The sequence below is a fragment of the Natronorubrum amylolyticum genome (assembly GCF_052040145.1).
Lineage (GTDB): Archaea > Halobacteriota > Halobacteria > Halobacteriales > Natrialbaceae > Natronorubrum.
Map to the genome: position 1 here is coordinate 1141173 of NZ_JBPPFW010000001.1, position 25836 is coordinate 1167008.

General features: G+C 61.9%; 29 protein-coding genes and 2 pseudogenes. 16 read left to right on the forward strand and 15 right to left on the reverse strand.

Annotation, left to right across the window (positions count from 1 at the left end; translation table 11 throughout):
- Window positions 1-6 precede the first annotated feature (6 nt).
- Complete coding sequence (locus tag ACSFDB_RS05855; RefSeq protein WP_440770068.1) at window positions 7-807, reverse strand: DUF7344 domain-containing protein; 801 nt, start codon at window positions 805-807, stop codon at window positions 7-9.
- A gap of 136 nt (window positions 808-943) precedes the next feature.
- On the opposite strand from ACSFDB_RS05855, the gene ACSFDB_RS05860 reads away from it, so the two are divergent.
- Window positions 944-1186, forward strand: a complete 243-nt coding sequence (locus ACSFDB_RS05860) for a hypothetical protein (protein ID WP_440770069.1) — start codon at window positions 944-946, stop codon at window positions 1184-1186.
- 27 nt (window positions 1187-1213) lie between these two features.
- Here ACSFDB_RS05860 and ACSFDB_RS05865 read toward each other — a convergent pair whose 3' ends face one another.
- Complete coding sequence (locus tag ACSFDB_RS05865) at window positions 1214-2686, reverse strand: aldehyde dehydrogenase family protein (protein ID WP_440770070.1); 1473 nt, start codon at window positions 2684-2686, stop codon at window positions 1214-1216.
- Window positions 2687-2968: 282 nt separating this feature from the next.
- Here ACSFDB_RS05865 and ACSFDB_RS05870 point away from each other — a divergent pair.
- Window positions 2969-3414 (forward strand): annotated as a pseudogene (locus tag ACSFDB_RS05870) (IS5/IS1182 family transposase); the annotation flags it as partial.
- Window positions 3344-3505: pseudogene (locus ACSFDB_RS05875) on the forward strand (IS5/IS1182 family transposase); the annotation flags it as partial. The pseudogenes ACSFDB_RS05870 and ACSFDB_RS05875, both read left to right, overlap by 71 nt.
- A gap of 129 nt (window positions 3506-3634) precedes the next feature.
- Here the strand turns inward: ACSFDB_RS05875 and ACSFDB_RS05880 are convergent.
- Window positions 3635-4573 carry a hypothetical protein gene (locus ACSFDB_RS05880; RefSeq protein WP_440770071.1) on the reverse strand — a complete coding sequence of 313 codons (939 nt, stop codon included), beginning with the start codon at window positions 4571-4573 and terminating at the stop codon, window positions 3635-3637.
- Between the two features lie 60 nt (window positions 4574-4633).
- Entirely contained in the window at window positions 4634-4915 is a 282-nt protein-coding gene (locus tag ACSFDB_RS05885; protein WP_440770072.1) for a helix-turn-helix domain-containing protein, read from the reverse strand.
- Between the two features lie 264 nt (window positions 4916-5179).
- Between ACSFDB_RS05885 and ACSFDB_RS05890 the strand changes: the two genes are divergently transcribed.
- The 4 genes from ACSFDB_RS05890 to ACSFDB_RS05905 all read left to right on the forward strand — a co-directional run bounded on the left by ACSFDB_RS05890 (window position 5180) and on the right by ACSFDB_RS05905 (window position 7370).
- Window positions 5180-5869, forward strand: a complete 690-nt coding sequence (locus ACSFDB_RS05890) for a hypothetical protein (protein WP_440770073.1) — start codon at window positions 5180-5182, stop codon at window positions 5867-5869.
- A 22-nt stretch (window positions 5870-5891) separates the two neighbouring features.
- Entirely contained in the window at window positions 5892-6272 is a 381-nt protein-coding gene (locus tag ACSFDB_RS05895; protein ID WP_440770074.1) for a hypothetical protein, read from the forward strand.
- A gap of 501 nt (window positions 6273-6773) precedes the next feature.
- On the forward strand, window positions 6774-7169 hold the full coding sequence (locus tag ACSFDB_RS05900) for a hypothetical protein (protein ID WP_440770075.1): 396 nt from the start codon (window positions 6774-6776) through the stop codon (window positions 7167-7169).
- A gap of 3 nt (window positions 7170-7172) precedes the next feature.
- The gene (locus ACSFDB_RS05905) at window positions 7173-7370 is read left to right on the forward strand and encodes a helix-turn-helix transcriptional regulator (protein ID WP_440770076.1); all 198 of its coding nucleotides are present in this window, start codon (window positions 7173-7175) and stop codon (window positions 7368-7370) included.
- A gap of 172 nt (window positions 7371-7542) precedes the next feature.
- Here ACSFDB_RS05905 and nadC read toward each other — a convergent pair whose 3' ends face one another.
- From nadC to nadA, 3 genes are read right to left on the reverse strand one after another with little or no spacing between them, the layout of a single operon-like run.
- Window positions 7543-8358 (reverse strand): carboxylating nicotinate-nucleotide diphosphorylase, encoded by an 816-nt coding sequence (gene nadC / locus ACSFDB_RS05910; protein ID WP_440770077.1) that lies wholly within the window; start codon window positions 8356-8358, stop codon window positions 7543-7545.
- A gap of 6 nt (window positions 8359-8364) precedes the next feature.
- The gene (locus tag ACSFDB_RS05915; RefSeq protein WP_440770078.1) at window positions 8365-9951 is read right to left on the reverse strand and encodes an L-aspartate oxidase; all 1587 of its coding nucleotides are present in this window, start codon (window positions 9949-9951) and stop codon (window positions 8365-8367) included.
- A gap of 6 nt (window positions 9952-9957) precedes the next feature.
- Window positions 9958-11091 (reverse strand): quinolinate synthase NadA, encoded by a 1134-nt coding sequence (gene nadA, locus ACSFDB_RS05920; RefSeq protein WP_440770079.1) that lies wholly within the window; start codon window positions 11089-11091, stop codon window positions 9958-9960.
- Window positions 11092-11296: 205 nt separating this feature from the next.
- Between nadA and gfo6 the strand changes: the two genes are divergently transcribed.
- Window positions 11297-12367 (forward strand): D-xylose 1-dehydrogenase Gfo6, encoded by a 1071-nt coding sequence (gfo6, locus tag ACSFDB_RS05925; RefSeq protein ID WP_440770080.1) that lies wholly within the window; start codon window positions 11297-11299, stop codon window positions 12365-12367.
- 61 nt (window positions 12368-12428) lie between these two features.
- Here the strand turns inward: gfo6 and ACSFDB_RS05930 are convergent, their stop codons facing one another.
- On the reverse strand, window positions 12429-12908 hold the full coding sequence (locus tag ACSFDB_RS05930; protein WP_440770081.1) for a DUF2267 domain-containing protein: 480 nt from the start codon (window positions 12906-12908) through the stop codon (window positions 12429-12431).
- Window positions 12909-13017: 109 nt separating this feature from the next.
- The gene (locus ACSFDB_RS05935; protein ID WP_440770082.1) at window positions 13018-14577 is read right to left on the reverse strand and encodes an amidohydrolase; all 1560 of its coding nucleotides are present in this window, start codon (window positions 14575-14577) and stop codon (window positions 13018-13020) included.
- A gap of 171 nt (window positions 14578-14748) precedes the next feature.
- Between ACSFDB_RS05935 and ACSFDB_RS05940 the strand changes: the two genes are divergently transcribed.
- The 3 genes from ACSFDB_RS05940 to hmgA all read left to right on the forward strand — a co-directional run bounded on the left by ACSFDB_RS05940 (window position 14749) and on the right by hmgA (window position 16987).
- A complete protein-coding gene (locus ACSFDB_RS05940) occupies window positions 14749-15141 on the forward strand; it encodes a hypothetical protein (RefSeq protein WP_440770083.1) in 393 nt (130 codons plus the stop codon).
- A 79-nt stretch (window positions 15142-15220) separates the two neighbouring features.
- The gene (locus ACSFDB_RS05945; protein ID WP_440770084.1) at window positions 15221-15613 is read left to right on the forward strand and encodes a hypothetical protein; all 393 of its coding nucleotides are present in this window, start codon (window positions 15221-15223) and stop codon (window positions 15611-15613) included.
- Window positions 15614-15736: 123 nt separating this feature from the next.
- A complete protein-coding gene (gene hmgA / locus ACSFDB_RS05950) occupies window positions 15737-16987 on the forward strand; it encodes a hydroxymethylglutaryl-CoA reductase (NADPH) (protein ID WP_440770085.1) in 1251 nt (416 codons plus the stop codon).
- A 39-nt stretch (window positions 16988-17026) separates the two neighbouring features.
- Here hmgA and ACSFDB_RS05955 read toward each other — a convergent pair whose 3' ends face one another.
- The 3 genes from ACSFDB_RS05955 to ACSFDB_RS05965 all read right to left on the reverse strand — a co-directional run bounded on the left by ACSFDB_RS05955 (window position 17027) and on the right by ACSFDB_RS05965 (window position 18321).
- Window positions 17027-17383 carry a hypothetical protein gene (locus ACSFDB_RS05955; protein WP_440770086.1) on the reverse strand — a complete coding sequence of 119 codons (357 nt, stop codon included), beginning with the start codon at window positions 17381-17383 and terminating at the stop codon, window positions 17027-17029.
- 66 nt (window positions 17384-17449) lie between these two features.
- Window positions 17450-17974 carry a DUF5817 domain-containing protein gene (locus tag ACSFDB_RS05960; protein WP_440770087.1) on the reverse strand — a complete coding sequence of 175 codons (525 nt, stop codon included), beginning with the start codon at window positions 17972-17974 and terminating at the stop codon, window positions 17450-17452.
- Between the two features lie 158 nt (window positions 17975-18132).
- Entirely contained in the window at window positions 18133-18321 is a 189-nt protein-coding gene (locus ACSFDB_RS05965; protein ID WP_440770088.1) for a hypothetical protein, read from the reverse strand.
- 154 nt (window positions 18322-18475) lie between these two features.
- Between ACSFDB_RS05965 and ACSFDB_RS05970 the strand changes: the two genes are divergently transcribed.
- The 4 genes from ACSFDB_RS05970 to ACSFDB_RS05985 all read left to right on the forward strand — a co-directional run bounded on the left by ACSFDB_RS05970 (window position 18476) and on the right by ACSFDB_RS05985 (window position 22826).
- The gene (locus ACSFDB_RS05970; protein ID WP_440770089.1) at window positions 18476-18814 is read left to right on the forward strand and encodes a cupin domain-containing protein; all 339 of its coding nucleotides are present in this window, start codon (window positions 18476-18478) and stop codon (window positions 18812-18814) included.
- A gap of 361 nt (window positions 18815-19175) precedes the next feature.
- A complete protein-coding gene (locus ACSFDB_RS05975; RefSeq protein ID WP_440770090.1) occupies window positions 19176-20564 on the forward strand; it encodes a DoxX family membrane protein in 1389 nt (462 codons plus the stop codon).
- 111 nt (window positions 20565-20675) lie between these two features.
- Window positions 20676-22052: an NRAMP family divalent metal transporter gene (locus ACSFDB_RS05980; protein WP_440770091.1), complete on the forward strand. Its 1377-nt coding sequence runs from the start codon at window positions 20676-20678 to the stop codon at window positions 22050-22052.
- Between the two features lie 48 nt (window positions 22053-22100).
- On the forward strand, window positions 22101-22826 hold the full coding sequence (locus tag ACSFDB_RS05985; RefSeq protein ID WP_440770092.1) for an SDR family NAD(P)-dependent oxidoreductase: 726 nt from the start codon (window positions 22101-22103) through the stop codon (window positions 22824-22826).
- Window positions 22827-23051: 225 nt separating this feature from the next.
- Here ACSFDB_RS05985 and ACSFDB_RS05990 read toward each other — a convergent pair whose 3' ends face one another.
- Complete coding sequence (locus ACSFDB_RS05990; protein ID WP_440770093.1) at window positions 23052-23435, reverse strand: helix-turn-helix domain-containing protein; 384 nt, start codon at window positions 23433-23435, stop codon at window positions 23052-23054.
- A gap of 95 nt (window positions 23436-23530) precedes the next feature.
- On the opposite strand from ACSFDB_RS05990, the gene ACSFDB_RS05995 reads away from it, so the two are divergent.
- Window positions 23531-24151 carry a DUF7509 family protein gene (locus ACSFDB_RS05995; RefSeq protein WP_440770094.1) on the forward strand — a complete coding sequence of 207 codons (621 nt, stop codon included), beginning with the start codon at window positions 23531-23533 and terminating at the stop codon, window positions 24149-24151.
- A gap of 18 nt (window positions 24152-24169) precedes the next feature.
- Here ACSFDB_RS05995 and ACSFDB_RS06000 read toward each other — a convergent pair whose 3' ends face one another.
- Window positions 24170-24601 carry a GNAT family N-acetyltransferase gene (locus ACSFDB_RS06000; protein ID WP_440770095.1) on the reverse strand — a complete coding sequence of 144 codons (432 nt, stop codon included), beginning with the start codon at window positions 24599-24601 and terminating at the stop codon, window positions 24170-24172.
- A gap of 111 nt (window positions 24602-24712) precedes the next feature.
- Window positions 24713-25639 carry a hypothetical protein gene (locus ACSFDB_RS06005; RefSeq protein ID WP_440770096.1) on the reverse strand — a complete coding sequence of 309 codons (927 nt, stop codon included), beginning with the start codon at window positions 25637-25639 and terminating at the stop codon, window positions 24713-24715.
- Window positions 25640-25836 lie beyond the last annotated feature (197 nt).

Sequence of the window (25836 nt, forward strand, 5' to 3'; positions counted from 1 at the left end):
GAGGAACTACTCTTCGACCGATGACTGTTTCTCGTCGGGCAGTCGTGCGAGCGCTTCGATGGTGGCGACGACCGGTTCGTCGGCGTCCGCGGGACGAACGACACTACTCGCCGCGTCGTACTCGAGCGCCCCGTCGGCGGCCAGTTTCGGCAGTCGATGCTGGACGAGATCGAGGTAGACCGCCTCCTCGGCCGTCCCCTCGAGCGACGCGATCTGTGCCGCGATCGTTTCGACGCCGAGCGGCCGGTCGGCGAGCGATACCGCCTGTAGCGTGTACCATGCTCGCGTATCGGACGCGAGACTGGCAACGGTTCGTGCGTGCGGCGAGAGGGAGTCGATGTCACCCTGTCCGTCGGCGGCGTCCGCTTCCTCGAGCGACCCCAGTTCGACGGTGTGTCGCTGGTTCGCCGCTGCGGCGGCCAAACCGACGACGCCGCCGCTCAACATGCCGATGATGAGCAAAAGCGACGAATCCGCGACGGCGTTTCCGACGAGCCACTCCGCGAGCAGGAAGCCCGAGACGAGCAGTCCGGCGGTGAGGGAGCCGACGAGAGACCACGTCGCGATCGACCACTGATCCTCGTAGGAACGCCGCTGCATCGCGACCCAGTAGCCCGTGTAGACGAGTGCGAGCGCCGGCGCGATCACGAGCAGGCTTTCGATCGATTGGACGACGATCGGTTCGGGGTAGCGATACACCTGTCCCAGCCCGGCGACCCCGAGTGCGATTCCGAGCACGGCGACGAACCACGCCGCGCTCTCTTGCCATCTCGTCGACCGTGGCCGTCTGCTGTCCAGTGAGCCCATCTCTGTCTGTACTGTAGCACGTCGCAGAGTAAGAACGTTCGTGCGTTCGTCGAAGGGGAATCGATCGGTCCGGCCAACCAGAGGGTGCAGGTGCAACTGTTTCACGTCACCGGCTGGTACCACGGCCGAGAGTCCGATGGGCAACCCGAATCGAGAGCAATCACGGATCGCCAACAACCGACTGGCAGTCGCCGTAGTCGTCGGTTCGCTGCTCGTCCTCTCGGCAGTCGGACTGCTCTATCGGACCGGGCTGCTCGAGGACATCGTGCCGACCTACGGCCCTGCAGCCGACGCAGCTCCCCTCTACGTTCTGATGGCCGTCGCGCTGCTCGCACTCGTCGTCTGGAGCTGGGGCCGGCTGTTCTCGTGGTTCGAGTAAAAGCGGCGACGACGGGACGGCTTCGACCTAGAAGGGGTACTCTCGAGACTCGCGCTGGACCGAGATCCACTTCGTCGTCGTCAGCTCCTCGAGGATCGACTCGCCGTTGTACCGGCCCAGTCCGGACTGTTTCATCCCGCCGAAGGGGACGTGGGGCTCGTCGTTGACCGGCTGATCGTTGATGTGGATCATCCCCGTCTCGATACCGTCGGCGATCGATCGGGCCTGCGCGAGGTCCTCGCTGTGGACCGACCCCGAGAGGCCGTGGATCGTGTCGTTGGCCAGTTCGATCGCCTCCTCGTCGCTCGAGTAGGGGATCACGGGCGCGACCGGGCCGAAGTGTTCGTTACACGCCGCAGCCATGTCGTTGTCCGCGTCGGAGAGGACCGTCGGCTGGACGACCAGTCCGTCGTGCTCGCCGCCCGTCTCGAGGGTCGCGCCTTCGTCCACTGAGGTCTCGACGTACTCGAGGATCTGATCGCGCTGGCCCTCGTCGATGATCGGTCCGACGACGGTGTCCTCGTCGGTCGGATCGCCGGTCGGAAGATTCGCCGCGCGGTCTGCGAGCATCCCCACGTAGTCGTCGTAGACGTCCTCGTGGACGAGGTGGCGGTTGATCGAGATGCAGATCTGGCCCTGGTGGAGGAACGAACCGAAGACGCCGCCGTCAACCGCGCGCTCGAGGTCGGCCTCGTCGGTGACGACGTGGACGTTGTTCCCGCCGAGTTCGAGCGCGGGAAGCGCGCAGTTGCCGGCCGCGTTCGCGGCGACTCGCTGGCCGATCTCGGTCGACCCCGTGAAGGCGAGCACCCGCGGAGTCTCGTGGTCCGAGATCGCGTCACCGATCTCGGAGCCGCTGCCGGTGACGACATTGAGGACGCCCTCCGGCACGCCGGCTTCCTCGAAGATCCGCGCGAGGAGCAAGCCGCCCGTGATCGGGGTGTTCGAGGCCGGTTTGAGCACGACCGCGTTGCCGGTCGCGATGGCCGGCGCGACCGCTCGCATCGAGAGATGCAGCGGGAAATTCCACGGCGAGATGACGCCGACGACGCCGGCGGGCTGGCGCTCGACGACGTTCTCCTTTCCGGGAATGGTCGACTCCATCTGCTGGCCATCCATTCGGAACGGGTAGCTCGCCGCCTGCTGCATCATCCCCGTCGCCGTCTGCAGTTCCGCCCCGGACTTGACTTGTGTGCTGCCGGACTCGAGGGCCAGCAGTTCCATGATCTCCTCGCGGTGCTCGCGGACGAACTCGAGTGCGGCGGTGATCACGCCCGCTCGTGCCTGGGGCGGTTGCTGGGCCCACTCTTTCTGGGCCTCGCTCGCGGCCTCGTAGGCCCGATCGACGTCGTCCTCGGTCCCGGCCGGAACGGTCGCGATCGCCTCACGCGTGTAGGGGTTCTCGACCGCGATCGTCTCGCGATCGTCGGGCTCCGTCCACTCGCCCGCGAGATACAGCGAATTCCAGCCCGAATCGGGTGTCAACGGGAGCTCTGTCATACGGCGACGTTACCCGACGAATGTGGAAAAGTGACATACTGGCAGGCGCAACGGGGCGAAATCCACGTTCGCTCCGTAACCCCTCCGAAGCGGAACGTCACCGTGTCCAGCGGTAGGTGCAGGTCAGGCAGGTAACAAAATCGCATTTGGGTTCATTATTTGCTGTTCATAGCAAGTGTAACACTACACAGATTATACAAAAGTCGGCTCTGGTGAATCACCAGACTACGCCGACGTGATCCGATACAACTAGGAGTTGAAGCGGGAAACGGCGGATGCTCTATGTCCAAAATTTCCCGCTTCACCGGGAAGGTCGTGACGTTAGCTAAAATGCTGTTAATGGTCGAGGCGAATCCGCCGCCCCGTAGGGTGGCGACGGATTCGCCGACTACGCGGTCGTTTCGCTGCATTGTCTACGGATTTACTCGGAAAAGTCCTACCGTGAAGCGCTCGATCTCTTGACCGAAATGCCACAAATACTGGCGGAGATCGGCCTTGAGAAAGCCGATTTCCCTGACCACTCGACTCGTGAAGGCATTTGGCAGGATCAAGATGGCGGTCTGGCGAGTAGTGCTGCTCCTGTCGGCGCAGCTCCACGAGCCATCTGGTGAGTAGTGCTGCTCCTGTCGGCGCAGCTCCACGAGCCATCTGGTCATGCAGCGATGGATGCGACGTTTTTCGACCGCGAAAACGCCATCAAACACTACTGCCGCCGGACGAATTATCGTCGACGCCGTGCGTGCGCAAAGTTGGTGTCGAGAGTTCCGTGAAATCGTCCTAATGTGTGCCGTCTACAACATCAAGCATGCTGTGAGCTAGGCAAATTCAACGCCGTATGGCGATTCACCACGGCCGGGGTTTTCGATCGGCTATCCGACGCGACCAAGCTCGAGGACGAGTTCGAACGCCGGAATCCGAGGTGATTTTGGTCTCCGGTGAATATGTCAACTATAAACTATCAAACACAAGAGTGGCTTTCCCGTTATGATCAAGAAGTGAGCTTCCGCTGGGGTCTTCGGCATTATCCACATCGTAGTGGTCAGTGAAAGAATCCATGAAGCCATCAATCCTTTCCTCAGCTTCGAGATACGAGACTGCTTCATGAGGAACTGTATCATCCTCATGGGCAGCAATGAGCACTTGAGTTCCAGAATCCCATAACCGCCCATGAGTTCTCCCAGTAAAACCAAAGGGACCTGACGCGACAGATTCATCATGAGATTCAAACTGCCCATCAATCATCGCATATCGAGTTGCGTCGGTGACTGACGTCGTCCAGGTGTAGCTCCCAGTCCCATTACTGGCAATAGTGCTTGCACAGTCATCAGCATCCGAAAACTGAACACTACCAACCAAATTGATTGGACCACTGAGAGTGAACATGTTGTCCTCATTGTTGTGGTAGTACTTTGGATGCTCACTCGGATAGGAAGCTGCCGGGCCGATCTCACCATTCTCTGACATCGAGACCAGCAATTGGTCAGCATTATCCGATTCAGTTAGTTTGGCCCACTCATCTTCCATCGCTACAATATCCTTCCACTCCTCCGTCTCCGTAAAGTTGTCTTCTCGAGGAAGATCGTCTCGTTCTGGCTCTGGACGCTCGTGGGTCTGAGTCACCTCTAGCGAACTTTTCCCATACCGATCTTGAAGTTGGGGACTCTGTTTCTTTGTCGTTACTTCCACTTCACTAGGAGTGATTTTGACAGTAGTTATTTTTCGTCCCTCAACACTGAAGTCGGCCATATCCACGTTTGGTCCAGATTTTGCAACCACAGTTCCCAATGCTGAACTGGCAAGAATCGTACTCCCTGCAACAGCACCAAGGAACGTCCGGCGAGTCGAATCTCTTCTCTTTGAATTCGCACAGTCAGTTTTCTTCGACATGCAACTCAGAAATACAGTCACTATAATTTATATTTAATTGGCTAGTTTAAGTGGTTTCTACTAATCGGAAGAAGCCATGCCATCTAGTGTAGTTAGGTAGAATATTTGATTCATATATCCATAATGAATGACCGTAGCCAACTCCCCCTGCTTTGTTAACTCATACATACCATTTTTCTTCTTAACTAATCCATACTCTTCTAATTCTTTATGCGCATTGTAGACCGTACTCTTAGAAACGCCCATCTTTTCAGCCAATTCCCGTTTATACATCGGATTTTCGTAAAGAGCATGAAATAGTTCTGAATGCTTTACAATAGCTTGAGCTACATCTCTACTCATTATTGTACCAATCATACCACCCCTACATGAACTTTATTATTCATTGTCATTAATACATCTACCATCTTTAGTCTCCTAATCGAATTCTGCATGAAATTGTATAATTAATACATATACACTATTGTATTGAGAGTATGTGGTTATTATTTATGATCAGTTTGAATTCTGGCGGGAGTAGAATGGATGAAATGGAAGTGGGTAAGGTACTCGTCCCCATATAAATCATCCAATTAAGTTTATTTAGGAATGGATATATTTCAGAGTATGGGAGATAGCCCAAACAATCCCAACCAAAACACCAGTCCAGATGTATCACGCCGAAGGATACTCCAGACAATGGCAGTTACATCTGTAGCTAGTACAGGTGCACTCAGCGGCGTTGCCAGTGCAAATACAAACGACCTCATCAAGAAATACGAAAGCAGTAACAACTTCAACGAGGCAATCGACACGGAAAAAGAATTTGTTGACGCACTGCTTGAGTCCATCAACGAATCTCGAGAAGAACTAGATCTGGAAGTAGAAACAGTTTCAGAACCAGACGAAAGCGGAGAAGGTGAAGTGATCAAGAAGAGAAAGGGAGATAATGGACCAGTCCCTCAACTGAACTTAATTAGAAAAACAGAGAGTGGGCCACTAAACATAATAATCTACCCAGAATCTGACAAGGATCCTTTCGCAACTAGAACGATAGAAGACGGAGACAAACTAGAGAGTTTTACAACCGGGGAAGAAAACAACGATAACAATGTCGAAAAAGTAACAGAGTCACTTTCCGGTGACGTGACCACTCAACACTACACCTGTCCACCATCTTGCCCAACAGACGATGATTGCTGTGAATGCGTCAGGGAATGCATCGGCTGTTGCAATGAAAGTTGCACACCCACTTACACCTACGGATGTGACTGCTGTCAATATACCAACCCCAGCTGCTGGGGAGATTGTTATTGAATTGTAAGCGAGTGTTGGGATAATGAAAATACACAACTATAAAGGTACCCATCATATGGCTATACGGAAAAAATTCATCAGCCCAGATAAAATTACGATCACAGTGTTCATTGCGCTGTTAGCATTGCCTCTACAATACTTCCTATTCATCGCGTTATTCCCAGATGGTGATTTTGAAATGGTAAGATCAATGCTGGACACACTAACAGAAGTAGTTCTCTTTCCAGCAAATCTCTTTCTTGGAGGACTAGCCAGCATTCTTGAACCGGTCCCCCTGGTAACTCACGGACGTCTTCCAGGTGGGATCGGATTAATCATTTACATGGTGTATTTCTACATCATAGGTGCGCTTGTTAGTTCTCTCTATGACCTTACCGTCAAGGGTAATGCTAACAAGACATAGTAGTCTCGAGGCTCTATTGTAATCCTCTGGATTTACAGGTTCGCCCTGTATGTACACTTTCTCGTTGATTATATCCCACCAGCAATATACTGGTAATCAATTCACAGTTCTCATCGACCAGCTGTTTCAGATTAAAGTGTATTTAGATAGTTGAATTTCAACAGAGCCGAGGGTCGTCAGTCTGGAAGTCAAATTGATGGCTCTGGTGAATCGCCATACTGCTTCGGGTTATAGTGTTCTGAGGGCCTTGTGATAGCGTCCATCTGCTTCGTCACTGTCGATATCCTCAACGTCACAGACACATTCGCCTCAGGATGACGCCTCGGGCAACGTAGTTTCTCATCGAAAGTCGACACAGTCTAGCAGTCATTAAAGTCCAAAAATACTATATTAAGTCGTGTAAGATACACTATATGGAAAGGACACATACCATATTGGAAAGCAGGGTTGACATCACCCTCGACAAAAAGGAGGTTGGGAAGTCGAATGGCCGGTGGCACAATGAGTGAACTCCCATCAAATATTGAACGTCAGAAGCGGAAAGGAATCGTCCTGTTAGCTGGCGCGGTACTCATCTTTGGTGGCGGAATGCTCGTCTTCCAATACTACGATCTTCCGCCCGTGAGCTATTTGGGGCTCCTCGTACCAGTCGGCATTCTTGGGTTCTTTGGGTACAGAGCAGTGTCCGCCACTCGTGATCGAAACGCATTGCAGGACGAGCGCACCACCGAATTACACGGAAAGGTTAGCCTCAACTCGTTCTGGTGGTTAATAAATATTATATTCGTCGACGCGGTCTTCGGGTTCTTTCCGGAAGAAGGATCGAGCATACTGTATGTATTCATTGGATTGGCAATATACGGACTGTATTTTGGATATTACCGATACATCGAGTAATCTATGGACAACGAACTAAAGGTATATCGTGCGATGCATGATTTGACACAGGAAGATCTCGCTAAGGAAGTGGGAGTAACTCGACAAACAATCAATGCACTTGAAACGGGTCGATATGATCCCTCACTCGAACTTGCGTTCAAACTTGCAATCTACTTTGACTGCTCAATAGAAGATTTGTTTTCCTATAACGGTGATTAAACCGTTCCACTCACATCTGTAGTATGCCTCCCGTTCATTGAACGATCACGAACAGTACAGTGTCTATCATCCGATAAGAACGCGCCGCAGTCCTCACAGACTCGAGCCACCTCCGACACGGACCGTACCGATCGCTCGAGCGAAAAAGACGACTCTCTGACCCCGACTGTTGTCAGTCGCCCGTCCGAAACGACAGATCCAGTGACGGCGCGGAGTGAGTAAGCGATCCCATCGAGATAACGTCGACGCCCGTCGCGGCGTACGCCGCAACCGTCCCGAGCGTGATCCCCCCACTCGCTTCCGAGAGCACGCCGTCGTACGCCGCAAGCGCATCGACGGCGTCTCCGGTCTCCTCGGGCGTCATGTTGTCGAGCAGGACGATATCCGCACCGGCCTCGGCGGCCCGCGGCGCGTCCTCGACGGACTCGACCTCGACGTCGAGTTGCGTCGCGAACGAGGTCCGCTCCTGAAAGTGGTCGACCGCGCCCTCGAGTCCCATCTCCGCGACGTGGTTGTCCTTCACCATCACCATATGGGAGAGGTCGAGTCGGTGGGTATCGCCGCCGCCCGCGACGACGGCGCGTTTCTCGAGCCCCCGAAGTCCGGGCGTCGTCTTGCGAGTCGCGGCGATCCGCACGTCGTCGGATTCGGTGCGAGCACGATCGACGACCTGCTGCGTCCGCGTGGCGATTCCCGACGCGTGACCTGCCAGATTCACGGCGACGCGTTCGCCCCGCAGAACCTCGCGTGCGGGCCCCTCGACGCGGAGGAGTTCGTCGCCAGGTTGGACGTTCGCGCCCTCCTCGAGCGACTCGAGCACGTCGACGCCGAGATAGTCGAAGACGGCCGTTGCGGCCTCGAGCCCGGCGACAACGCCGGGCTCCTTCGCGACGAGGCGCCCCGCGGTCTCGCCGGGAACCTGATTCGTCACGTCGTGGTGGCCGACGTCCTCGCGGAGCCAGCGCTCGACCTGTGCGTTCGTGATCATTGTGGGTTAGTCGTCCGCCGGCTGTTCGGGTTCGCCGGGCGTCTCGTTCGCGTCGTTCGCGACGTAGTGACAGCCCGTCGATTCCGGATTCTCGCTCGCCGCTCGAGCGATCAGCAGGGCCGTCACGCTCGCGTTCCGGAGTTCGTAGAGGTCCCGAGCCGTCCGGGTGCGGATGTAGGCGTCGACCTCGCCCTTGAGTCGCCGGAGGACGGCGCTCGCGCGGGCGATTTCGTCGGGGTCGCGCTCGAGGCCCAGATACTCGTCCATCGTCCGCTTCAGCCGGATCGACTTCTCCGCGGCGAAGCGTTCGGGGAGGTCCGGGTCGCTGTCGCGGAGGTCGGGCGCCTCGACGGGTTCGGGGTCAGCGTCCAGACCCGCAGCGTCTTCGCCCGCGCGCAGTCCCCAGACGAGGCCCTCGAGCAGGCTGGTACTCGCCAGCCGATTCGCACCGTGGACACCAGTTCGTGCACACTCACCGACGGCGTACAGTCGGTCGAGGCTCGTCTGACCGCGGTCGTCGACGTCGATACCGCCACAGAGGAAGTGCTCGCAGGGTGCAACCGGAATCTCGTCGCCTTCGATACCGCGGTCGCGACACTTCTCGGCGATGGCGGGGTACTCCTCGGCGAACGCGCCCTCGAGCGTGCTCACGTCGAGCACGACCTCTCCGGTCGTCTCGCGTTCGGTCTCGACGGCGCGGGCGACGACGTCCCGCGGCGCGAGGTCGCCCTGCGGGTGGTAGTCGTCCATGAACCGCTCGCCGTCCCCGTTCCGAAGGACTGCACCCTCACCGCGCAACGCTTCGGACAGCAGGAACGTGTCTTGCTCCGCGACTTCGCCGCTTCGCTCCGACGCGCCACGCGCCTCGCTCCCATCGTAGGCGGTCGGATGGAACTGTACGTACTCGAGGTCCGCGACATCCGCCCCAGCGAGGGCGGCCATCGCGATCCCGTCGCCGGTCGCGTCGTCGGGGTTGGTCGAGCGCGTGTAGAGTGCACCGATGCCGCCGGTCGCGAGGATGGTCGTGCCGGCGAGTATCGGATTCCCCGTCGGATCTTCGTCGCTCACGACGCCGTGGACGCGGCCCTCGTGCGTAATCAACTCGAGCGCGGCGGTATCCTGCCTGACCTCGATCCGGTCGTGACTATCGATGTGATTCAGGAACGGTCGCAAGATGTGCGTGCCCGTTGCGGCGTCAACGTGGAGAATGCGGTAGTTCGAGTGTGCGGCCTCCCGCGTGTAGTCGAACTCTCCCTCGTCCGTCTCGTCGAACTCGATCTCGAGCGTCTCGAGCAGCACGTCTTCGACGGCGTCGTCGGCGTTTTCGACGAGCACGTCGACCGCGTCGGGATCGGCGGTGCCGTCGCTGGCCGCGATAATGTCCTCCTCGAGGCTCTCCGGATCACCGCGAGTCGTCGAGATGCCGCCCTGGGCCCAGTCGGTGCTGGCGTCGGCGGGTTTCGTCGCCTTCGTAAGCAAGCACACCTCGGCTCCCTCGCGGGCGGCCTGCAGGGCGGCTGCACAGCCCGCGATTCCGCTGCCGACGACCAGAACGTCCGCAATTTCGTGGTCGTGATTGTGAGTTGCGGTCATCGTGAATCAGATCTCGAGCATTCGATCGAGTGCGACGCCCGCGAGTTCCTTCTCCTCGGGGGCGACCTCGATGACGTTGCGTTCACGACCCTCGACGAGCTCCTCTAACACCCAAGTGAGGTAGTTGGGGTCGATCTGGCGCATGGCGTTGCAGTCCATACAGGCGTCGCCACAGAGCGGCAGGACGTTCACTTCGGGGTGCCAGCGTTGGAGGTGCTCGGTGAGGTGGATCTCGGTGCCGATGGCCCACGTGTCGCCGGGATCGGCCGTTTCGACGGTCTCACAAATTGTCGCCGTCGAACCGGATTTGTCGGCGGCCTCGACGACCTCGCGGCGGCACTCGGGGTGGACGATGACCTTCGCGTCGTCGTGTTCGGCCCGGATCTGCTCGATGTGGTCCACGCGGAATCGCTCGTGGACCTGGCAGTAGCCGTCCCAGAGGATGATATCGCTCTCGGCGACCTCGTCGGCGTCTTTCCCCTCGGGATCCCACGGATCCCACTCCGCAATTCGATCTTCCATCCCCATCCGGTGGGCCGTGTTCTCCCCGAGGTGTTTGTCGGGCAGGAAGAGGACCTTATCGCCCTTCTCAAAGGCGTACTCGAACGCTTTGTGCGCGTTCGAGGAGGTACAAACGAGTCCGCCCTGACTCGCACAGAACGCCTTCAGATCCGCGTAGGAGTTCATGTAGGTGATCGGGATAATGTTCGCGTCCGGCGCGGCCGCCGTGATCTCGGCCCACGCGCTGTCAACCTGTAGGGCTTCGGCCATTCCGGCCATCGGGCAGGAGGCCTCCATGCTCGGCAGGATGACGGTCTGGTCGTCGTCGGTGATGATGTCCGCGCTTTCGGCCATGAACGTCACGCCGCCGAAGATGACGTACTCGGCGTCTGCGTTCGCAGCCTCTTTCGAAAGCTGATAGGAGTCACCGATAAAATCGGCGTGCTCGACGATTTCGCGTCGCTGGTAGTTGTGGCCCAGAATAACGACGTCGTCGCCGAGTGCGGAGAGCGCCGCCTCGATGCGTTCGGTTCGTTCGTCCTCCTCTAATCCCCGATAACGGGGCGGCAGCTGTTCGAGGTTGTCGTATTTGAACAGACTCAGATCAGTCTCCAGCTCTGCCGTTTCCATTTTAACCATATCACGTCACCTGTGGGTGACTGAACATCACAGGGCGATATTGAATAACTTTTTCCTTCGATACGGATATATGACGGAATACCATCGGCTGGTACCGAAGTTGAAAACGTGGAGTTGGTTTTTCTCCGTTGGGAACAGGTATTCGGAGCCGACTCTCCGTCGGGCCGCCACTGACGACTTTCCGTTTGAGAGTGGAGGAGAGTGTATGTCACTCGAGGACGCCTTCGCGAACTTCACACGGCGAGACTGGGAGCGAGACGAACCCGACGGGACGGTCCGACTCGCCGTGATCGGCGTCGGCGGTTTCGCCCGAAATCGCGCACTCCCGGGCATCGCCGACGGGAGCTACTGCGAGACGACGATGCTCGTCACCGGCTCGCCCGACCGAACGCGGACCGCCGCGGAGTCGTTCGACGTCTCGCACGTCGTCGACTACGACGCGTTTCTGGCCGGCGACCACGCGGAGACGTACGACGCGGTCTACGTCGCGACGCCGAACGCGACTCACGGTAAGTACGCGATCGCAGCCGCGGAGCACGGGAAACACGTCATCTGTGAGAAACCCCTCGATACGAGCCTCGAGCGCGCCCGAGAGATCGTCGACGCCTGTGCCGATGCCGGCGTGACGCTGATGACCGCGTATCGACTCCAGACCGAGCCGACGGTCCGTCGCACGCGGGAGCTCGTCCGCGATGGCGTCGTCGGCGAGGTGGTCCAGGTCCACGGGGGCTTCTCCCACCCGCTTCTGGAACATGCCGGTCCCGACTCCTGGCGACTGGATCCCGACCTGTCCGGCGGCGGCGCGCTGGTCGACCTCGGTGTCTACCCGCTGAACACCACTCGATTCGTCCTCGACTGCGATCCCGAGGGCGTGTACGCGACGACACACTCGAGCGGCGAGCCGTTCGACGCCGTCGACGAGCACGCCGCCTTCCAGCTCGAGTTCGACACCGGCGCGACGGCCTCCTGTACGGCGAGTTTCGACGCCCACGCGAGCAGTCGGCTCGAGCTGGTCGGCACCGAGGGGATGATCCACATCGCCTCGCCCTTTGGCGGCGTCGTTCCCCAGGAGATGGTCGTCGAGAGCGGCGATCTGCGCATGGAGTACACCGGCCCGCCGATCGACGAGGTCTGTGAGGAGTTCGACTACTTCGGCTACTGCGTGCTGACCGGCACGGATCCGGAACCCGATGGTGCGGACGGGGTTGCGGATCTACAGGCGATCGAGGCCGCCTACGAATCGGCGAAGACGGGGTGTCGAGTGGCTCTCGAGTGAACGGGGATGTCGGATCGACCTCGAGTGATATCGAGGTTCGCCGTCGCCGGTCCGTCGCCGATCACTCCGACTGATCCGGCTGCTCCCAGGGCTTCCCCTCGGCGTCGACGAGTTCGAACATCTCGTCGAACTCGTCAGGGAACTGTTGTTCGACGTTCGCGATTCCGTCGCCGGGAACGGTCTCGTTCAACAGCGCGACGACCGCCTTGATGCGGAACACCGCGTCGGACTCGTCGACGTCTGACGGCCGGCCGTAGTTCGTCTCGAGGTCGAGATCCTCGTAGCTCATGCGAGCGACGACCCGTTCGACGAATTCGTCGAAGTCGTAGTCGTTCCCGTGGTCGACGTGGAGGAGATACCGGTCGATCTCCATCGGGAGCGGGCTGGCGATATCCGTCGCGCCGCCCTCGTCGACGCGTTCGCCGATCGTCTCGAGGACGGCGCGCGTCGTTCTGACGGCCTCGGCCTGCGTGCCGGCCTCGATTCGGTGCTGTACCTCGCCGAGGAAGTCCGTGTAGCTCGTCTTGTCAGTCTCGGTCATCTGGAATCCGAGGCAGGTACCTCACTCACCCTCTCGAGCGGTCGATCCAAAAACGTCGTACCGGGATTCGCAGGGGAGAAGCGCGTCCTCGAGTCGAAACAGTTCGCCGCTACGAGAGAGCGTCGAAAACGATCTCGCCGTCGACCACCGTCGTCGCCACGTCGATTTCGTCGATCCGTTCGGAGTGGTCCCACGGGGACTCCTCGAGCACTACCAGATCGGCCCGTTTCCCCACCTCGAGCGTTCCGAGTCGGTCCTCGTCGAACCCGGCGTAGGCCGCGCCGTGCGTGTAGGCTCGCAGCGCCTCGGTGACCGACAGCCGCTGGGCCTCGGTGCCCGCGTTCACCGCGTACTGGAGCCCGAGCAATGGATCGAGGGGCATGCAGTCGGAGCCGAAGGCGAGGGGAACGTCCGCCTCGAGCACCCGTCGAAGCCGATTCGTTCGGTTCCGACGCTCCCGGCCGAGTCGCTGATCGTAGAGCCCGCCCTCGTCGGCCCAGCGGTGGAAGTTCGGCTGCATCGACGCCACGATTCCGGCCTCGGCCATTCGCTCAAGGTGGTCGTCCGTCACCAGTTCCGCGTGTTCGATCCGGTGGCGCGCCGTGGTTGCGTTGGGAGTCTCCTCGAGGAGCGAGAGCGTCTCCTCGATCGCCTCGTCGCCGATGGCGTGGACGCAGATCTGGAACTCCTCGTCGCTCGCTCGGTCGGTGACCGACGCGAGTTCGTCGGGGTCGACAACCCACTGGCCGCGCACGTTGTCTCCGTCCGTCTCGGCGTCCGCGTACGGCTCCCGAACTCTGGCCGTTCGACTTCCGAAACTCCCGTCGGAGAAGGACTTGATCGCACCCGTCCGCACCCGGTCGCCGCCGGTGTTCGTCGAGAGTCCGACGTCGACGAGCGACTCGAGGTGGTCGCTCCAGTAGTCGAGCCGAACCCGTATCGGGAGCTCGCCGTCGGCCGCCAGTTCCCGATATATCTGCGGCGCCCTCGAGCCGCGAACCTTGTCGTGGACGCCGGTGACGCCGAGTTCGACCGCGTGTGCCATCGCCGCGGTGAGCACCTCGCGCATCTCCTCGCGGCCCGCCGTCAACTGTGATCTGACGGCCTCGGCCGCGTCTTCGACGGCGACGCCCGTCGGCTCGCCCTCGGCGTACCGGAGATCGTCGTCGGGCAGGTCGTCCGCGAACGCCTCGAGCGCGGCCGTGTTCAGCGACACCGTGTGGAGATCGACGCGCAACGCGACGACGGGACGCTCCTCGCTGACTCGATCGAGTTCATCGCGTGTGAGCGGCTGCGTCCGCGAGCCGTCCCACGCGCTCTCGTCGTAGCCGAAGCCGAGGACGTGCTCGCGGTCGGGATCGTCGTGGGCTTGCTCAGTCAGGAGATCGACGCACGATTCGGCGCTGTCGGCGCTCGAGAGGTCCGCGTGGACCAGGTGCTGACCCAGTTGCTCCATATGCGTGTGGGCGTCGATGAAGCCGGAGAGGACGACTCGGCCCTCGCAGTGGAGGACGTCGGTCTCGACGCCCTCGAGGAACGTGAGCTCGTCGGCGTCGCCGAGACGGACGATCTCGCCGTCGCGGACGGCGACGGCCTCGTGGACGGTGTCGGGGTCGGTGAGGGTGTGAACCTCCGCGTTCGTGACGATGAGGTCGGCGGCCGCTGTCATAGCAGCAAGCGTGCAGGCGAAGGGCAAAACAGTTGGGTCCGACGGCCCGCTGTCGGTGGCGAGTCATGACGAGACGGCTGCGGCAGTATGATGATCCGTCGATCTATCCCTGGAGATGCTAAAACTGCATCTCAGCACAAGGTTGACCTGTGAGGCCGTAGAATTGGCCATATGATCGACCGCGAGGGCCGGATCGTCTTCGGCTCGCTCCTGGTGTTCGTCGTCGCCCTCACGGGCTCGAACATCGCGGAACACCAGTTCGGGGCGTCGCTGCACGATCACCCGGTGCTGTCGTTTCTCGTATTCGGCGGTATCGCCGTGGTCGGCCCGCAGCTCTACCTCGCCGCGACCGAAGAGGAGCCGTGGTCTCGAGAACGGATCCAGTTCGTAACGGTCGCGACGGCCGTCTTCGCGACCCTGTTCGCCGCCGACGCGAGCGGGATATGGTATCTGGTGCTCGCGTTCATCGGTGCGTGCTCGCTGTTCGCACTCGTCTGCTACGAGGTGCTCCGGTGGCACCGGATGACGGTCGACGAGGTCCGGCCGGCCCCGACTGACCCGTAGCCGACGGTCGGACCCACGGCCGATTCGAATCGGCCGGGAGTGACAAAACTTCTAACTTTCTTCGATCGAATACGCCGGTATGGTCTCCCGAGAAAACCGCGTCATCCTGGGCTCGTTTCTCCTCCTCGTTGCCGCAGTTGTCGCCATTACTGCCGCAGAGCAGTGGCTGGACCTTCGGTACGGCGACAATCCGGTACTCGCGTTCCTCCTGTTCGCCGGGCTGGCCGTGGCCGTTCCGCAGCTCTATCTCGCGAGAACCGACACCGACGTCGACCCGCGGAGCAGGGTCCGATTCGCGGTGATCGCCACGATGGTGTTCGCGGCGATGTTCGCGGAGTCGACGGCCGACTTCCAGAGCCAACTGATTCTGGCGATCGCCGGCGGTGCGTTCCTCGTGCTCGTCGCCGCCGAGTTCGTCCTGGGGTATCGCGGGTCGGCGGCCGGCGGCACTCGAGGCGGTCCCGATCGATAACGGAGGATGGACCACGGTCGGTCCGTCGAAAGCCAAATACCGCGTGCGGCTTCGATCCGATGGCCCGTCCTCGAGCCACGACGATCAGCAACCCTTAGGACCGACCGCTGTCTTGGCCAACGCATGACAGACCCCGAGGACCTTGCTACCCAGGTACGCGAGGGCGACCTTCGCATTCACGAACTCGAGGAGCACGCAGACCACGATACCGCAGCCGAGGCCCGCCGGCTGTTCGTCGAACGCGAAACCGGGACCGATCTCGAGTCGATCGGCGACTACACGTTCCCCGCCGAGCGAGCGGAGCCGAACATCGAGAACATGATCGGTGCGGCTCAGATTCCGATGGGGATCGTTGGTCCGGTCGACGTCAACGGCGACGCGAGCGGCGCGAGCGACGGTGGCGCGGCCGACGGCGAACACTACCTACCGCTGGCGACCACCGAGGGCGCGCTGCTCGCGTCGGTCAACCGCGGCCTCGGCGTGATCCGCACCGCCGGCGGTGCCGACGCTCGCGTGACGAAAAACGGGATGACTCGAGCCCCGGTCTTCCGCGTAAACGGGGTCGCGGAGGCCGCCGAAACCGTCGAGTGGGTCAACGATAACTTCGACACGCTGGCCGAGGCCGCCGAGTCGACCACGAGCCACGGCGAACTCCTCGATATCGAGCCGTACGTCGTCGGCGACTCGGTCTACCTGCGATTCGCCTACGACACGAAAGACGCGATGGGGATGAACATGGCCACCATCGCGACCGGCGAGGCCTGCGAGATAGTCGAGAGCGAGACGCCTGCCTCTTTGGTCGCCCTCTCGGGGAACCTCTGTTCCGACAAGAAACCCGCCGCGATCAACGCCGTCGAGGGCCGGGGCCGCTCGGTGACGGCCGACGTGCTGATCCCCGGCGAACTCGTCGAGGAGCGCCTACATACGACCGCCGACGCAATCGCCGAGGCCAACACCCGCAAGAACCTCACCGGCAGCGCCAAGGCCGGCAGTCTGGGCTTCAACGCTCACGCGGCGAACGTCGTCGCCGCGGCCTTCCTCGCGACCGGCCAGGACGAGGCCCAGGTCGTCGAGGCCGCGAACACGATCACGACGATGGACGCCCGACAGCGTGAGGACGGCACGTCCGACCTCTACGCCAGCGTCTCGCTGGCCTCCCTCGAGGTCGGCACCGTCGGCGGTGGCACGAAACTGCCGACGCAGTCCGAGGCACTCGAGATTCTCGGTCTCCGGGGCGGCGGCGAGCCGGCGGGCTCGAACGCCGACGCGCTTGCGGAGATCATCGCCGTCGGCGCGTTAGCCGGCGAACTCTCCCTGCTTGCGGCGCTGGCCTCCCGACATCTGGCAAGCGCACACGAAGATCTGGGTCGGTGAGCGAACCGCAGACCGGCGCGGCATTCGAGAAATCGTCGCTCAGCCGGCGACCTCGCGCTCCGCCCGTCGAGTCCGGATCGTCACGAGCGCGATGTACGCGCCGCCGCCGACGAGCAGCAGGTAGCCGCCGAGCACCTGTAGGGCGCTCGCGGCCGGCGCGACCAGAACCAGTCCGACCGCCGCAACGGCGTGAGCGACGGCGAAGTCGCGCCGACCGTACGCGCCGTGGAGAACGGCGATAGCAGCGAACGTCGCGGCAAACGCGCCGATCGCCAGCATCGTCGGATCAAGTCCGAGAATCGTCTCGTCGATATACCTGCCGTACGCGAAGAACGCGAGCGCGACGATCGTTCCGACGCCGATCGCCGTCCCCTGTACGTCCACCGTCTCGTCCATATGCCCGACGTTGGGACCCGCGGTCCAAAGCCCTGACGTTCCGCTCGATTCACCGTCACTGACGGACTACAGCGACCGGTATCGGCCGCCGCTCTCGCTCACCACGCCGCGACTCGTGAGTTTCTCGAGGGCGTCCCGAACGTACTCGGCCGACACACCGCGCTCGTCGGCGTACTCGACGACCTCGCCTTCGGTCGGTTGATCCAGTTCCTCGAGGGCGCGTTTGACGATCTCTTTCTTGCTTCCGCTGCGACTCGGCTGGCGCGGGTCGCGGTCACCGGCGGCTTCGACCTCGTCGACATCCAGTCCGGACTCCTCGAGGTACTCCGCGTCGTCGACGACCCCCTCGGCGACGTCGTCCTCGAGGGCGTCGAAGGAGTCCAGTTTGGCGAAGGCTTCGCCCTCGCCCTGTCGACTCGCGAGCATCGAAGCGCGGACGTCGCGGGCGTGTCCGGCGTCTTCGGTCTCGACGAACTTCTTGCGTTTCTCGTAGCCCCGCCGCGAGCCACAGCGGGGACACTGCGTGGTCTCCGAGCGGCCCTCGATGATCCAGAGGTTCGAGCACTCACTACAGCCGACGACGGCGTACATACGTCGAAGTGAACGGGGACGGTAGTTCAAGGTTCGGCACGCGGGGCGGAAGTGGTTTCGTGAGCTGTTAGCGGACTCGAGTCATCGCAGGGCTCGAAGCACAACGACGCGCGCGTCTCGCAGCCATCCACACACCGCAGAATACGACGACCACGGCGTCACCACGGTGCCGGGAGCATCGAGAGGAAGATCAGGAACGCGGCGAGATTCAGCAGGAAGCGCATCAAGCATGCGCCGACGAGGTTGTCGTACCCGGGATCCGCCCCCATCGTCGCCGTGTACGCGAACAGGCGTCTCCGTCTACGGAACCGACGGCGAACGACGTGACGAGGTCGACCTCGAGTCATCGTCGAACCCCTATCGCTCGCCGACGATCGCTGACGGTCGACTGATCGTTCCCACGGACGACGGAGTGGTCGCAGTCGGCGACTGACGGTCGTGGTGGTGCGGCCGATCACCGCTTGAGGAGCCTTTTTTGCCCCGGATGCCGACGCAGACGCTATGGAACGGATTTCCCTCGACGACCTCGAGCCGTCCGAAGCCGCCGACGGCGTCCACCTGGCCCTGATGGCCGGCGCCGACTCGATGAACGTCCAGCATTTCGAGATCGAACCCGGTGCGGCGGTCGAAGAACACAGCCACCCCAACGAGCAGACGGGATTCATCTACGAGGGCGAACTCGTCTTCCGCAGCGACGGCGAGGAGGTCGTCTGCGGTCCCGGCGACTCCTATGCGATTCCGGGCGAGCAACCTCACGCGGCCGAGAACCGCGGGGACGAGACGGTTCGGGGCGTCGACATCTTCAGCCCGCCGCGGGAGAATCCGAGCTGGCAGGACTGAGACGGTCTGCTGTAAGTCAGTTCCGGAGCGACAGTGGACCGTCTTGCGATCGCTTCGGTAAACAGTTACAGCAGATCGGATGACGACGCTCGCGGGAGCCGCGGTTTTCTGTCGATAGTGGTCGACAGGCGACGTAGATGGAGCACCTCGATGACCCTCGAGAGAGCTCTGCTCTCTCGTGATGACGAGATGCTTTCGGCATCTCGAACCACTTGAACCCGAGGCAGTTCACGGCGTATCGAGAGCACCGGCTCTCTGCGCTGTCAGCGAACGATGTGAACGACGTGGAGCTGTCGTGTCACCACCCCATATAATAATTAAACCGAATATATTATTAATCCCTACTAATTTTTTAGTCCACATGTTAAGTGAGTCGGCCAGTGCGGACGAACCGGCATTCGACGAACGAGCGGGACCGTGGATCGCATTCGCACGCGTCTTCGCCGGGTTCTTGCTCCTGTACGAACTGACGCTGGGCGGCTGGTGGAAACTCGGCTGGATCACCACGGGTCCGAATCCGGAGTGGATCGGCTCGGACGCCGGAGCGGAGGTTCTCTCCGTCGCCGAACGGGCCGTCGAGGACGGAACATTCGGCTGGTTCGCGGCGATCCTCGAGACCGTCGTGATCCCCTATCCGGAGCTGTGGACGGCGCTCGCGCTGGCGGCTCAGATCGCGACCGCCGTCGGTCTGATCCTCGGCTTGTGGACGCGGCCGGCGGCGCTCCTCGGTATCCTGTACTTCATCCCTGTCTTTCACTTCGGAATGATCAGAACGTCGCCCCTGTTCACCGTCCCTATCGCCTTCGCGTTCGTCGCGAACGCTGGCCGGTACTACGGGCTCGACGGCATCCTCTGGCGACGATCAGACATCGTCGGCCGCCTCACGCGAGCCGTCAACGCGCCGCTGCCGATCCGCCACACGTGGTATCCGGCACTCGCAGCCGGGTTCGCCGTCGTCGCGGTCTACTACCTGCTCTCGATCCCCGAGATGGTCGACACTCGAGTGCACCTCACGAGCCTCGAGATGACCGTCTTCGCCGGACTCGTCGCCGGTGGTCTCTCGTTCGTCTACCGTGGTGCGAATCCGGTGACGGTCGCCGCGGACGCGCTTCGCGTCTTCGTCGGCTACCGCTTCCTCCAGGAGATCGTCGTCCGGACCGAGCCCGGGGCGAACGCGCTTCCCGGCTGGGCGAGCGCGGACGCCCAGACCGAGGTGTTCGAGGCCATCGCCGAAGCACACGTCGCGCCGATGAGCGCGTTCCTCGAGCTAGCGGTCCTCCCCGCGATGACCGCGTGGGTCGTCGCCTTCGCAGTCGTGCAGACGACCGTCGGAATCGCACTACTCGTGGGTTACCGGACGCGACTCGCGGGCACCGTCGCTGTTGGCTACCTCGTCGCCCTCACGGCACTCGGACTCGTTCGTCTCGCCCCGCTCGTCTTCGCGAGCGCAATCGTCGCCGCCACGCTCGCCGGACGACACGCGAGCCTGGATTCGATCGCCGGGCGTAAGCCACGGCCACCGGCGATTTCCGAGCGAGTCGCGCTGCCCGCCGCCGCCGGTGGGGTCGCGCTCCTGTCCAGTGCCGCCCTGCTCGGTATCGATCCCGAGGCCGGCTACGGCGAGGTCGCCGGCCCGGTCGCCCTCATCATGATCGCCTTCGGTCTCCTCGCACTCGCGCTGGTTTCGTGTACGACGCCGAAACGGGCGTCGGATCGACTCGAGCCGTCCGCGGCGACGGCCGAGGACTGATCGGGGCGAACCCGACCGCAGGGAGTTCGGTCTCGAGCGTAACCGATCGACGCCACCGGAGACACTGAAGAATACCACGGAGTTATATGCTGTAGTTTGCAAGGACAGCCGATGGCAACCGAATCGCAGTCGTCGGATTCGTGGGGAGTCGGACGGGTCGGATCGTACCTCGAGCGGTTAGGACCGACGTGGCTCGCCGGAGCGATCGCCGCGGGACCGGCGACGATGGTCAGTCTGCTGGTCGCGGGCGCGAGCTTCGGCTACGCGCTGCTGTGGGTGGTGGTCCTCTCGGCGATCCTCGGCACCGTCGGCCAGTATCTCGCGATGCGGCTGGGACTGCTCACCGAGGCCGGAATCGTCTCTGTCGTCGAGGAGCACCTCGGCTCGTTCTGGGCCTGGGTGCTGGTCGTCGACGCCGTCCTCGCCGCTGGACTCGCCCAGCTCGTGATCATGAAGACGCTGGCGGACGTCAGCGCGACGATCGTCGGGACGGCGGGCGTCGGTATCTTCGCGCTCGCCGATCCGCGCCTCTGGGGGGTCACCTGGGCGATACTCCTCGCGCTCGGGTTGGCCGGCGGAGGGTACCGGCTCGCCGAAATTGGTGCCAAAGTGCTCGTCTCGTTAGTGGTTCTGGCTTTTGTCGCGTCGCTGTTCGTCGTTCCGATCGATCCGGCTGCAGCCGCGTCCGGACTCGCACCCGAGATGCCGGCCGGCGTCGGCGGCGCGGTCGTCGCCGCCGGCGTCCTCGGCGGCGCGGTGCACATCACGCTCCTGACGATGCAGAGCTACACGATGCGGGCTCGCGGCTGGACCGAGGGCGACCGCGACATCGCGACCTTCGACGTCGTCAGTTCGATGCTCGTCGCCTTCGGGATCTTCAGCCTCGCCGTCTTCCTCGTCGCGGCGAGCGTGCTTCCCGACGCCGGCGTCGATCCCGCGACGCTCGACGCGATCCAGGCCGCCGAGGTCCTCGGTCCCGTCGCCGGCGAGTACGCGACGTGGCTGTTCCTCGCCGGCCTCCTCGGGGCGGCCGTCTCGACGCTGGGCGGGAACACGATCGTTCCACCGTATCTCCTCGCCGACAAACTCGGCTGGGAACAGTCCGTCGAGGATTCGCGCTACCGGGGGGCGATCGTCGCCGTCGCGCTCGTCTCGGCCGTCGGCGCGTTTCTCGAGGGAGCCTTCTTCGAACTGCTCGTCCTCGTGCTCGCCTTCGGCCTCGTCGGGACGCCCTTCGTCCTCGCCGTCATCCTCTATCTGTTGAACGATCCCGACGTCGTCCCCGAGACGAACTCGCACCTGCTGAACCTCGGTGGGCTCGCGCTGTTCGCCATCGCGAGCGTGCTCGCGGGCGAGTTCGTCCCCGAGGAACTCGAGACCGTCACCGAACCAACCTCGGCGTTCGTCGTGGCCTTCGCGGCCGCGATGGCGCTGGCGATCCTCGGTCTCGTCGCGCGGTACGTGCGGGAGCGATTCGGTGCCGAGTGACGGCCGTTCGAACCAATCTTCAAGCCGGTAGAGGGTCATTGATCCGCTATGCCAGCACTCGAAGACGACGTCGTGATCGTTACCGGCGCGAGCCGCGGTCTCGGTCGCTCGATGGTCGAACGCTTTTCGGCGGAGGGCGCTCGAGTCGTCCTCACCGCACGCGATGAGGACCGACTGAACGAGGTCGCCGCCGATCTCCCGACCGAGTCGCTCGTCGTGCCCGCGGACGTCCGGGACAGCGACGCGGTCGCAAACGTAATCGAACAGACGCTCGAGGAATTCGGTCGCATCGACACGCTCGTCAACAACGCGGGCGTGGCACCGATGGACTCTGACGGCGGTCTCGTGAACGTCACCGACGAGGAGTGGGAGGCCGTCCTCGAGATCAACCTCACCGGCGTCTTCCGCTTTACCCGCGAAGTCCTGCCCCACATGTACGACCAGGAACGGGGGAACGTCATCAACATCTCCTCGGGGCTCGGCCGGCGAGCGATGGCCGGCGTCGGCCCCTACGTGAGTTCGAAGTGGGGACTCGAGGGACTCACCCGAACGACGGCACTCGAGGGCGAGGAGCACGGCGTCAACGCCAACGCGCTCGATCCGGGCGGTCGGGTCGATACCGACATCTGGGCGCACCTGCCCGACGAAGAGCGCGAACGAATTCTCGATCCGGACGTGATGGACGACGCGGCCGTTCTGCTCGCCGCCCAGGGCCCCGACGGGGTCAGCGGCGAGTCGATGGACGTCGAGGGGTGGGAGCAGCGACTCGAGTAATCGTTCGATTCGGACGACTTCCATCCCACTTCGGATCGGTACGCTACTGCGGGTGGCGCGCGCTGGATCACGGTGACCGACAGGGAACCGTGAGCCGAAGCCGTGCGAGGGATGAGTGAGCGACTGTAAGGAGCGAACGAATCGGATGGGGAGGACGTGGAAATCCCTGTTGCCACGATAGCAGCGTAGTACTCTTTTCGTGGATATTTCCCTGTTCCCGTTCTCTTAGCTGTACGCCTCAAGCGCGTCCCACTCGCGTCGCATCAGTTCGCGGACGCCGTGCTCGAGTATCCCCTCACCGAGTGAGGTCGCCCGGTAGTACGAGTATAGCCCCTCGCTATCGGGATCCTTCCGTTTTCGGTTCTCGACGAGGCCGACGTCAACGAGTTCGTCGAGGTGATAGTGTAACGTATTCGATCGGATCTCGAGGCTGTCACGCAGTTCGCTCGCGTGCTGTGGCCCCGTCTCGACCAGCGTATTGAGCACGCGAAACCGCGTTTCGTTCCCGATCGAGCGCTGCATCTCGAGGTACTCTTCCAGACTCAGGATGCTCTGCTCCGGAAGCAATTCGTCCCCGGATCGACGTGCCGAGCGCTCGGACTCTGCCATGCGACAGTGTTGAATCGCCTCGTGCTTAAGCGTTCCCTGAGTCAGTAATTGCTGAAATCGGCCTACTTTATATAGTCGGAGTGAGCACGTCGCGTATGCGTGATCGGATCATCGACGAACTGGGCGAGTTACCGCGATCACGATTCCTCGTCTACGTGATGGGACCGTACGAGGCGTTCGACGTCGAGCACGCGCTCGAAACCGCCGATTCCGATACAGTTCTGGAATCGGTCGACTTCGGAACACTCACTGACGCTAACCACGACCTCGAGCGTGACGAGGCGGCACTGGATCTCCTACTCGAGGTTCGCGATCACCTGCGAACGAATGCAGGTGTCAGTGCATTTCTCGCGATCGATATCGACGTACCTCTCTCGGAGCTGGACGCCGCGACCCAAAGTATCGCCTTCGCTCGAGCGAGCAACGCGGTCGTCTACGTCGTTCCCGCCGTCGGTGATAATCTCGGTGTCGGGATCGAAGTGGGGTCCGTGCTCGAGGCGCTGTACGCCGAGAACGCCGCGGATCACCGACGAGAACGAGTCGTATTCGTGCACGAATCGGGTGTCCGTAGCGCGATGATCGCAGCCATTCGTGATCGTTGGGAGGCCCGAATCTACTCCTACGACGATCGTGAGGACCTAAATCGCCAGATCCGACTGTTCGTCCGTGATCTCGTTCGGAAGGAACGAACGGGTGAGTTGCCACAACTCGAATAGTTGCGTTTGTAGCGAACCTTACGACAGCGACTTCCGCATCTTCACGTGCGGTATCCCGGCCTCCTCGAACTCCTCGCCGTAGCGTTCGTACTCCAGACGGCCGTAGAAGGGGGCGGCGTGGGTCTGGGAGTGCAGTTTCAGCGACTCGAGTCCCGCCTCCCGAGCCTGCTCCTCGAGGGCGTTCATCACCGCGAGACCGACCCCCTCCCCGCGTCGCGACTCGAGGACGGCGACGCGTTCGACTTTCCCGAGCCCCGGTTCGGGCACCCGCAGCCGGGCGGCTCCGATCGGCTCGTCGCCGTCGTAGGCGACGAAGTGGGTCGATTCCGCTTCGTACTCGTCGTACTCGAGTTCCTCGTCGACGTCCTGTTCCTCGACGAACACCGTCCGGCGAACCGCGAAGGCGTCCTCGCGTTCATCCATCGTGTCGACTACGCGTACCTCAGTCATTGCACGCGAGTTCGACCCGTCGCAACGAGAGCGTTACGACACGCCCGCAGGCCGTTTCTTGGGCGGGCCCCGCCGGTTCCGAGGAGGACAAGTCGGACCATAGCGGCGACGTCACCGTCGTTCGAGACGGTAGTCGTGACGGTTACTGTCGCTCCCGTCCGTCTCGGTTTCGACGTCTCGTATCGACGTCATCGAGCCGTTGTCGACGGTGACCGACGCCGAATCGATCGTCGCCCCGAGGTTCGAGACGATTTCGAGGTCGAAGCGGCCGCGATGAACCGCGTCCTCGGGCTGGGGGACCACGATTCGCATCGGTCCGTATTCGAGATCGAAGTCCCGAACTCGTTTCCGGACGATCGTTCCGTCGGGAGCGGTGATCGCGACGTGGAATGCGGTCGATTCGGCTTCGAGCGCGACGAAAAACTCCGCGTCTCGGCCACTGTACTCGACGTCGACGTCGTCGATAGACGCCGCGGGCGGCGACGCGTATCGAGCGGCGGCGACGGTACCGACCCCGAGAACTGCCACCGCACCCGTCGAAAACGCGACGGTACGGCGCCCCGGAGCGCGAGAGTGACGAACAGATAGCTGCTCGGTCAACAGCGAAAGGACGACCGCGCTGGTGCCGGCGGTTCCGATTGCGACCGGATACTGGACGAGTGAACGACGGATCGCGAAGCTGTCGACCCAGTGAAAGCCGAGCATGGAGAGCAGCGGGAGGACCGCCAACAGGACGAGCCACGGGGCGATGATCGCCGTTCCGACGAAGGTGACGCGATCGAGATCGAGTCCCTCCACGACCAGCCAGGACGCGAGCCCGAAGCCGAACGCAGCCAGTGCGACGTACTGCTGTGGGCTACTGTACAGTTCGAGGTGAGGTTCGTACCGCGAGGCGACGACCAACGGAACGAGCATCCCGACGACGACGACCACGACTGCCGCCGCGAGATCGTCGCCTGGTTCTCGACCCGCACGGAGTCGCACGAGCGGATTCGCGACGGCGGACCGGTCGTCGTCGCGATCCGTGTTAGAGGGCATGCCCGTTCGTTTTCATCCGTATGTGATAGATATTTTCCCTGAGAGCGGTGACGATAATCCGCCGGTGAGTCGCGACTCGAGTGGGGTCGAGAAAAACGCAGAAAGTGAGGGGTCGTGCCGGACGAAGTCCGTTTTGAAACGTCGGCTTGCGCCAGTTTTCGATGTGTTCGGCGCGAGCCGAACGCCCGAGAAGCGCT

What these genes read in the sequence shown, in the direction of transcription:
- ACSFDB_RS05855 (WP_440770068.1), bottom strand. Translation starts at nt 807, where the DNA reads ATGGGCTCACTGGACAGCAGACGGCCACGGTCGACGAGATGGCAAGAG.
- ACSFDB_RS05860 (WP_440770069.1), top strand. Translation starts at nt 944, where the DNA reads ATGGGCAACCCGAATCGAGAGCAATCACGGATCGCCAACAACCGACTG.
- ACSFDB_RS05865 (WP_440770070.1), bottom strand. Translation starts at nt 2,686, where the DNA reads ATGACAGAGCTCCCGTTGACACCCGATTCGGGCTGGAATTCGCTGTAT.
- ACSFDB_RS05880 (WP_440770071.1), bottom strand. Translation starts at nt 4,573, where the DNA reads ATGTCGAAGAAAACTGACTGTGCGAATTCAAAGAGAAGAGATTCGACT.
- ACSFDB_RS05885 (WP_440770072.1), bottom strand. Translation starts at nt 4,915, where the DNA reads ATGAGTAGAGATGTAGCTCAAGCTATTGTAAAGCATTCAGAACTATTT.
- ACSFDB_RS05890 (WP_440770073.1), top strand. Translation starts at nt 5,180, where the DNA reads ATGGGAGATAGCCCAAACAATCCCAACCAAAACACCAGTCCAGATGTA.
- ACSFDB_RS05895 (WP_440770074.1), top strand. Translation starts at nt 5,892, where the DNA reads ATGAAAATACACAACTATAAAGGTACCCATCATATGGCTATACGGAAA.
- ACSFDB_RS05900 (WP_440770075.1), top strand. Translation starts at nt 6,774, where the DNA reads ATGAGTGAACTCCCATCAAATATTGAACGTCAGAAGCGGAAAGGAATC.
- ACSFDB_RS05905 (WP_440770076.1), top strand. Translation starts at nt 7,173, where the DNA reads ATGGACAACGAACTAAAGGTATATCGTGCGATGCATGATTTGACACAG.
- nadC (WP_440770077.1), bottom strand. Translation starts at nt 8,358, where the DNA reads ATGATCACGAACGCACAGGTCGAGCGCTGGCTCCGCGAGGACGTCGGC.
- ACSFDB_RS05915 (WP_440770078.1), bottom strand. Translation starts at nt 9,951, where the DNA reads ATGACCGCAACTCACAATCACGACCACGAAATTGCGGACGTTCTGGTC.
- nadA (WP_440770079.1), bottom strand. Translation starts at nt 11,091, where the DNA reads ATGGTTAAAATGGAAACGGCAGAGCTGGAGACTGATCTGAGTCTGTTC.
- gfo6 (WP_440770080.1), top strand. Translation starts at nt 11,297, where the DNA reads ATGTCACTCGAGGACGCCTTCGCGAACTTCACACGGCGAGACTGGGAG.
- ACSFDB_RS05930 (WP_440770081.1), bottom strand. Translation starts at nt 12,908, where the DNA reads ATGACCGAGACTGACAAGACGAGCTACACGGACTTCCTCGGCGAGGTA.
- ACSFDB_RS05935 (WP_440770082.1), bottom strand. Translation starts at nt 14,577, where the DNA reads ATGACAGCGGCCGCCGACCTCATCGTCACGAACGCGGAGGTTCACACC.
- ACSFDB_RS05940 (WP_440770083.1), top strand. Translation starts at nt 14,749, where the DNA reads ATGATCGACCGCGAGGGCCGGATCGTCTTCGGCTCGCTCCTGGTGTTC.
- ACSFDB_RS05945 (WP_440770084.1), top strand. Translation starts at nt 15,221, where the DNA reads ATGGTCTCCCGAGAAAACCGCGTCATCCTGGGCTCGTTTCTCCTCCTC.
- hmgA (WP_440770085.1), top strand. Translation starts at nt 15,737, where the DNA reads ATGACAGACCCCGAGGACCTTGCTACCCAGGTACGCGAGGGCGACCTT.
- ACSFDB_RS05955 (WP_440770086.1), bottom strand. Translation starts at nt 17,383, where the DNA reads ATGGACGAGACGGTGGACGTACAGGGGACGGCGATCGGCGTCGGAACG.
- ACSFDB_RS05960 (WP_440770087.1), bottom strand. Translation starts at nt 17,974, where the DNA reads ATGTACGCCGTCGTCGGCTGTAGTGAGTGCTCGAACCTCTGGATCATC.
- ACSFDB_RS05965 (WP_440770088.1), bottom strand. Translation starts at nt 18,321, where the DNA reads ATGACTCGAGGTCGACCTCGTCACGTCGTTCGCCGTCGGTTCCGTAGA.
- ACSFDB_RS05970 (WP_440770089.1), top strand. Translation starts at nt 18,476, where the DNA reads ATGGAACGGATTTCCCTCGACGACCTCGAGCCGTCCGAAGCCGCCGAC.
- ACSFDB_RS05975 (WP_440770090.1), top strand. Translation starts at nt 19,176, where the DNA reads ATGTTAAGTGAGTCGGCCAGTGCGGACGAACCGGCATTCGACGAACGA.
- ACSFDB_RS05980 (WP_440770091.1), top strand. Translation starts at nt 20,676, where the DNA reads ATGGCAACCGAATCGCAGTCGTCGGATTCGTGGGGAGTCGGACGGGTC.
- ACSFDB_RS05985 (WP_440770092.1), top strand. Translation starts at nt 22,101, where the DNA reads ATGCCAGCACTCGAAGACGACGTCGTGATCGTTACCGGCGCGAGCCGC.
- ACSFDB_RS05990 (WP_440770093.1), bottom strand. Translation starts at nt 23,435, where the DNA reads ATGGCAGAGTCCGAGCGCTCGGCACGTCGATCCGGGGACGAATTGCTT.
- ACSFDB_RS05995 (WP_440770094.1), top strand. Translation starts at nt 23,531, where the DNA reads ATGCGTGATCGGATCATCGACGAACTGGGCGAGTTACCGCGATCACGA.
- ACSFDB_RS06000 (WP_440770095.1), bottom strand. Translation starts at nt 24,601, where the DNA reads ATGACTGAGGTACGCGTAGTCGACACGATGGATGAACGCGAGGACGCC.
- ACSFDB_RS06005 (WP_440770096.1), bottom strand. Translation starts at nt 25,639, where the DNA reads ATGCCCTCTAACACGGATCGCGACGACGACCGGTCCGCCGTCGCGAAT.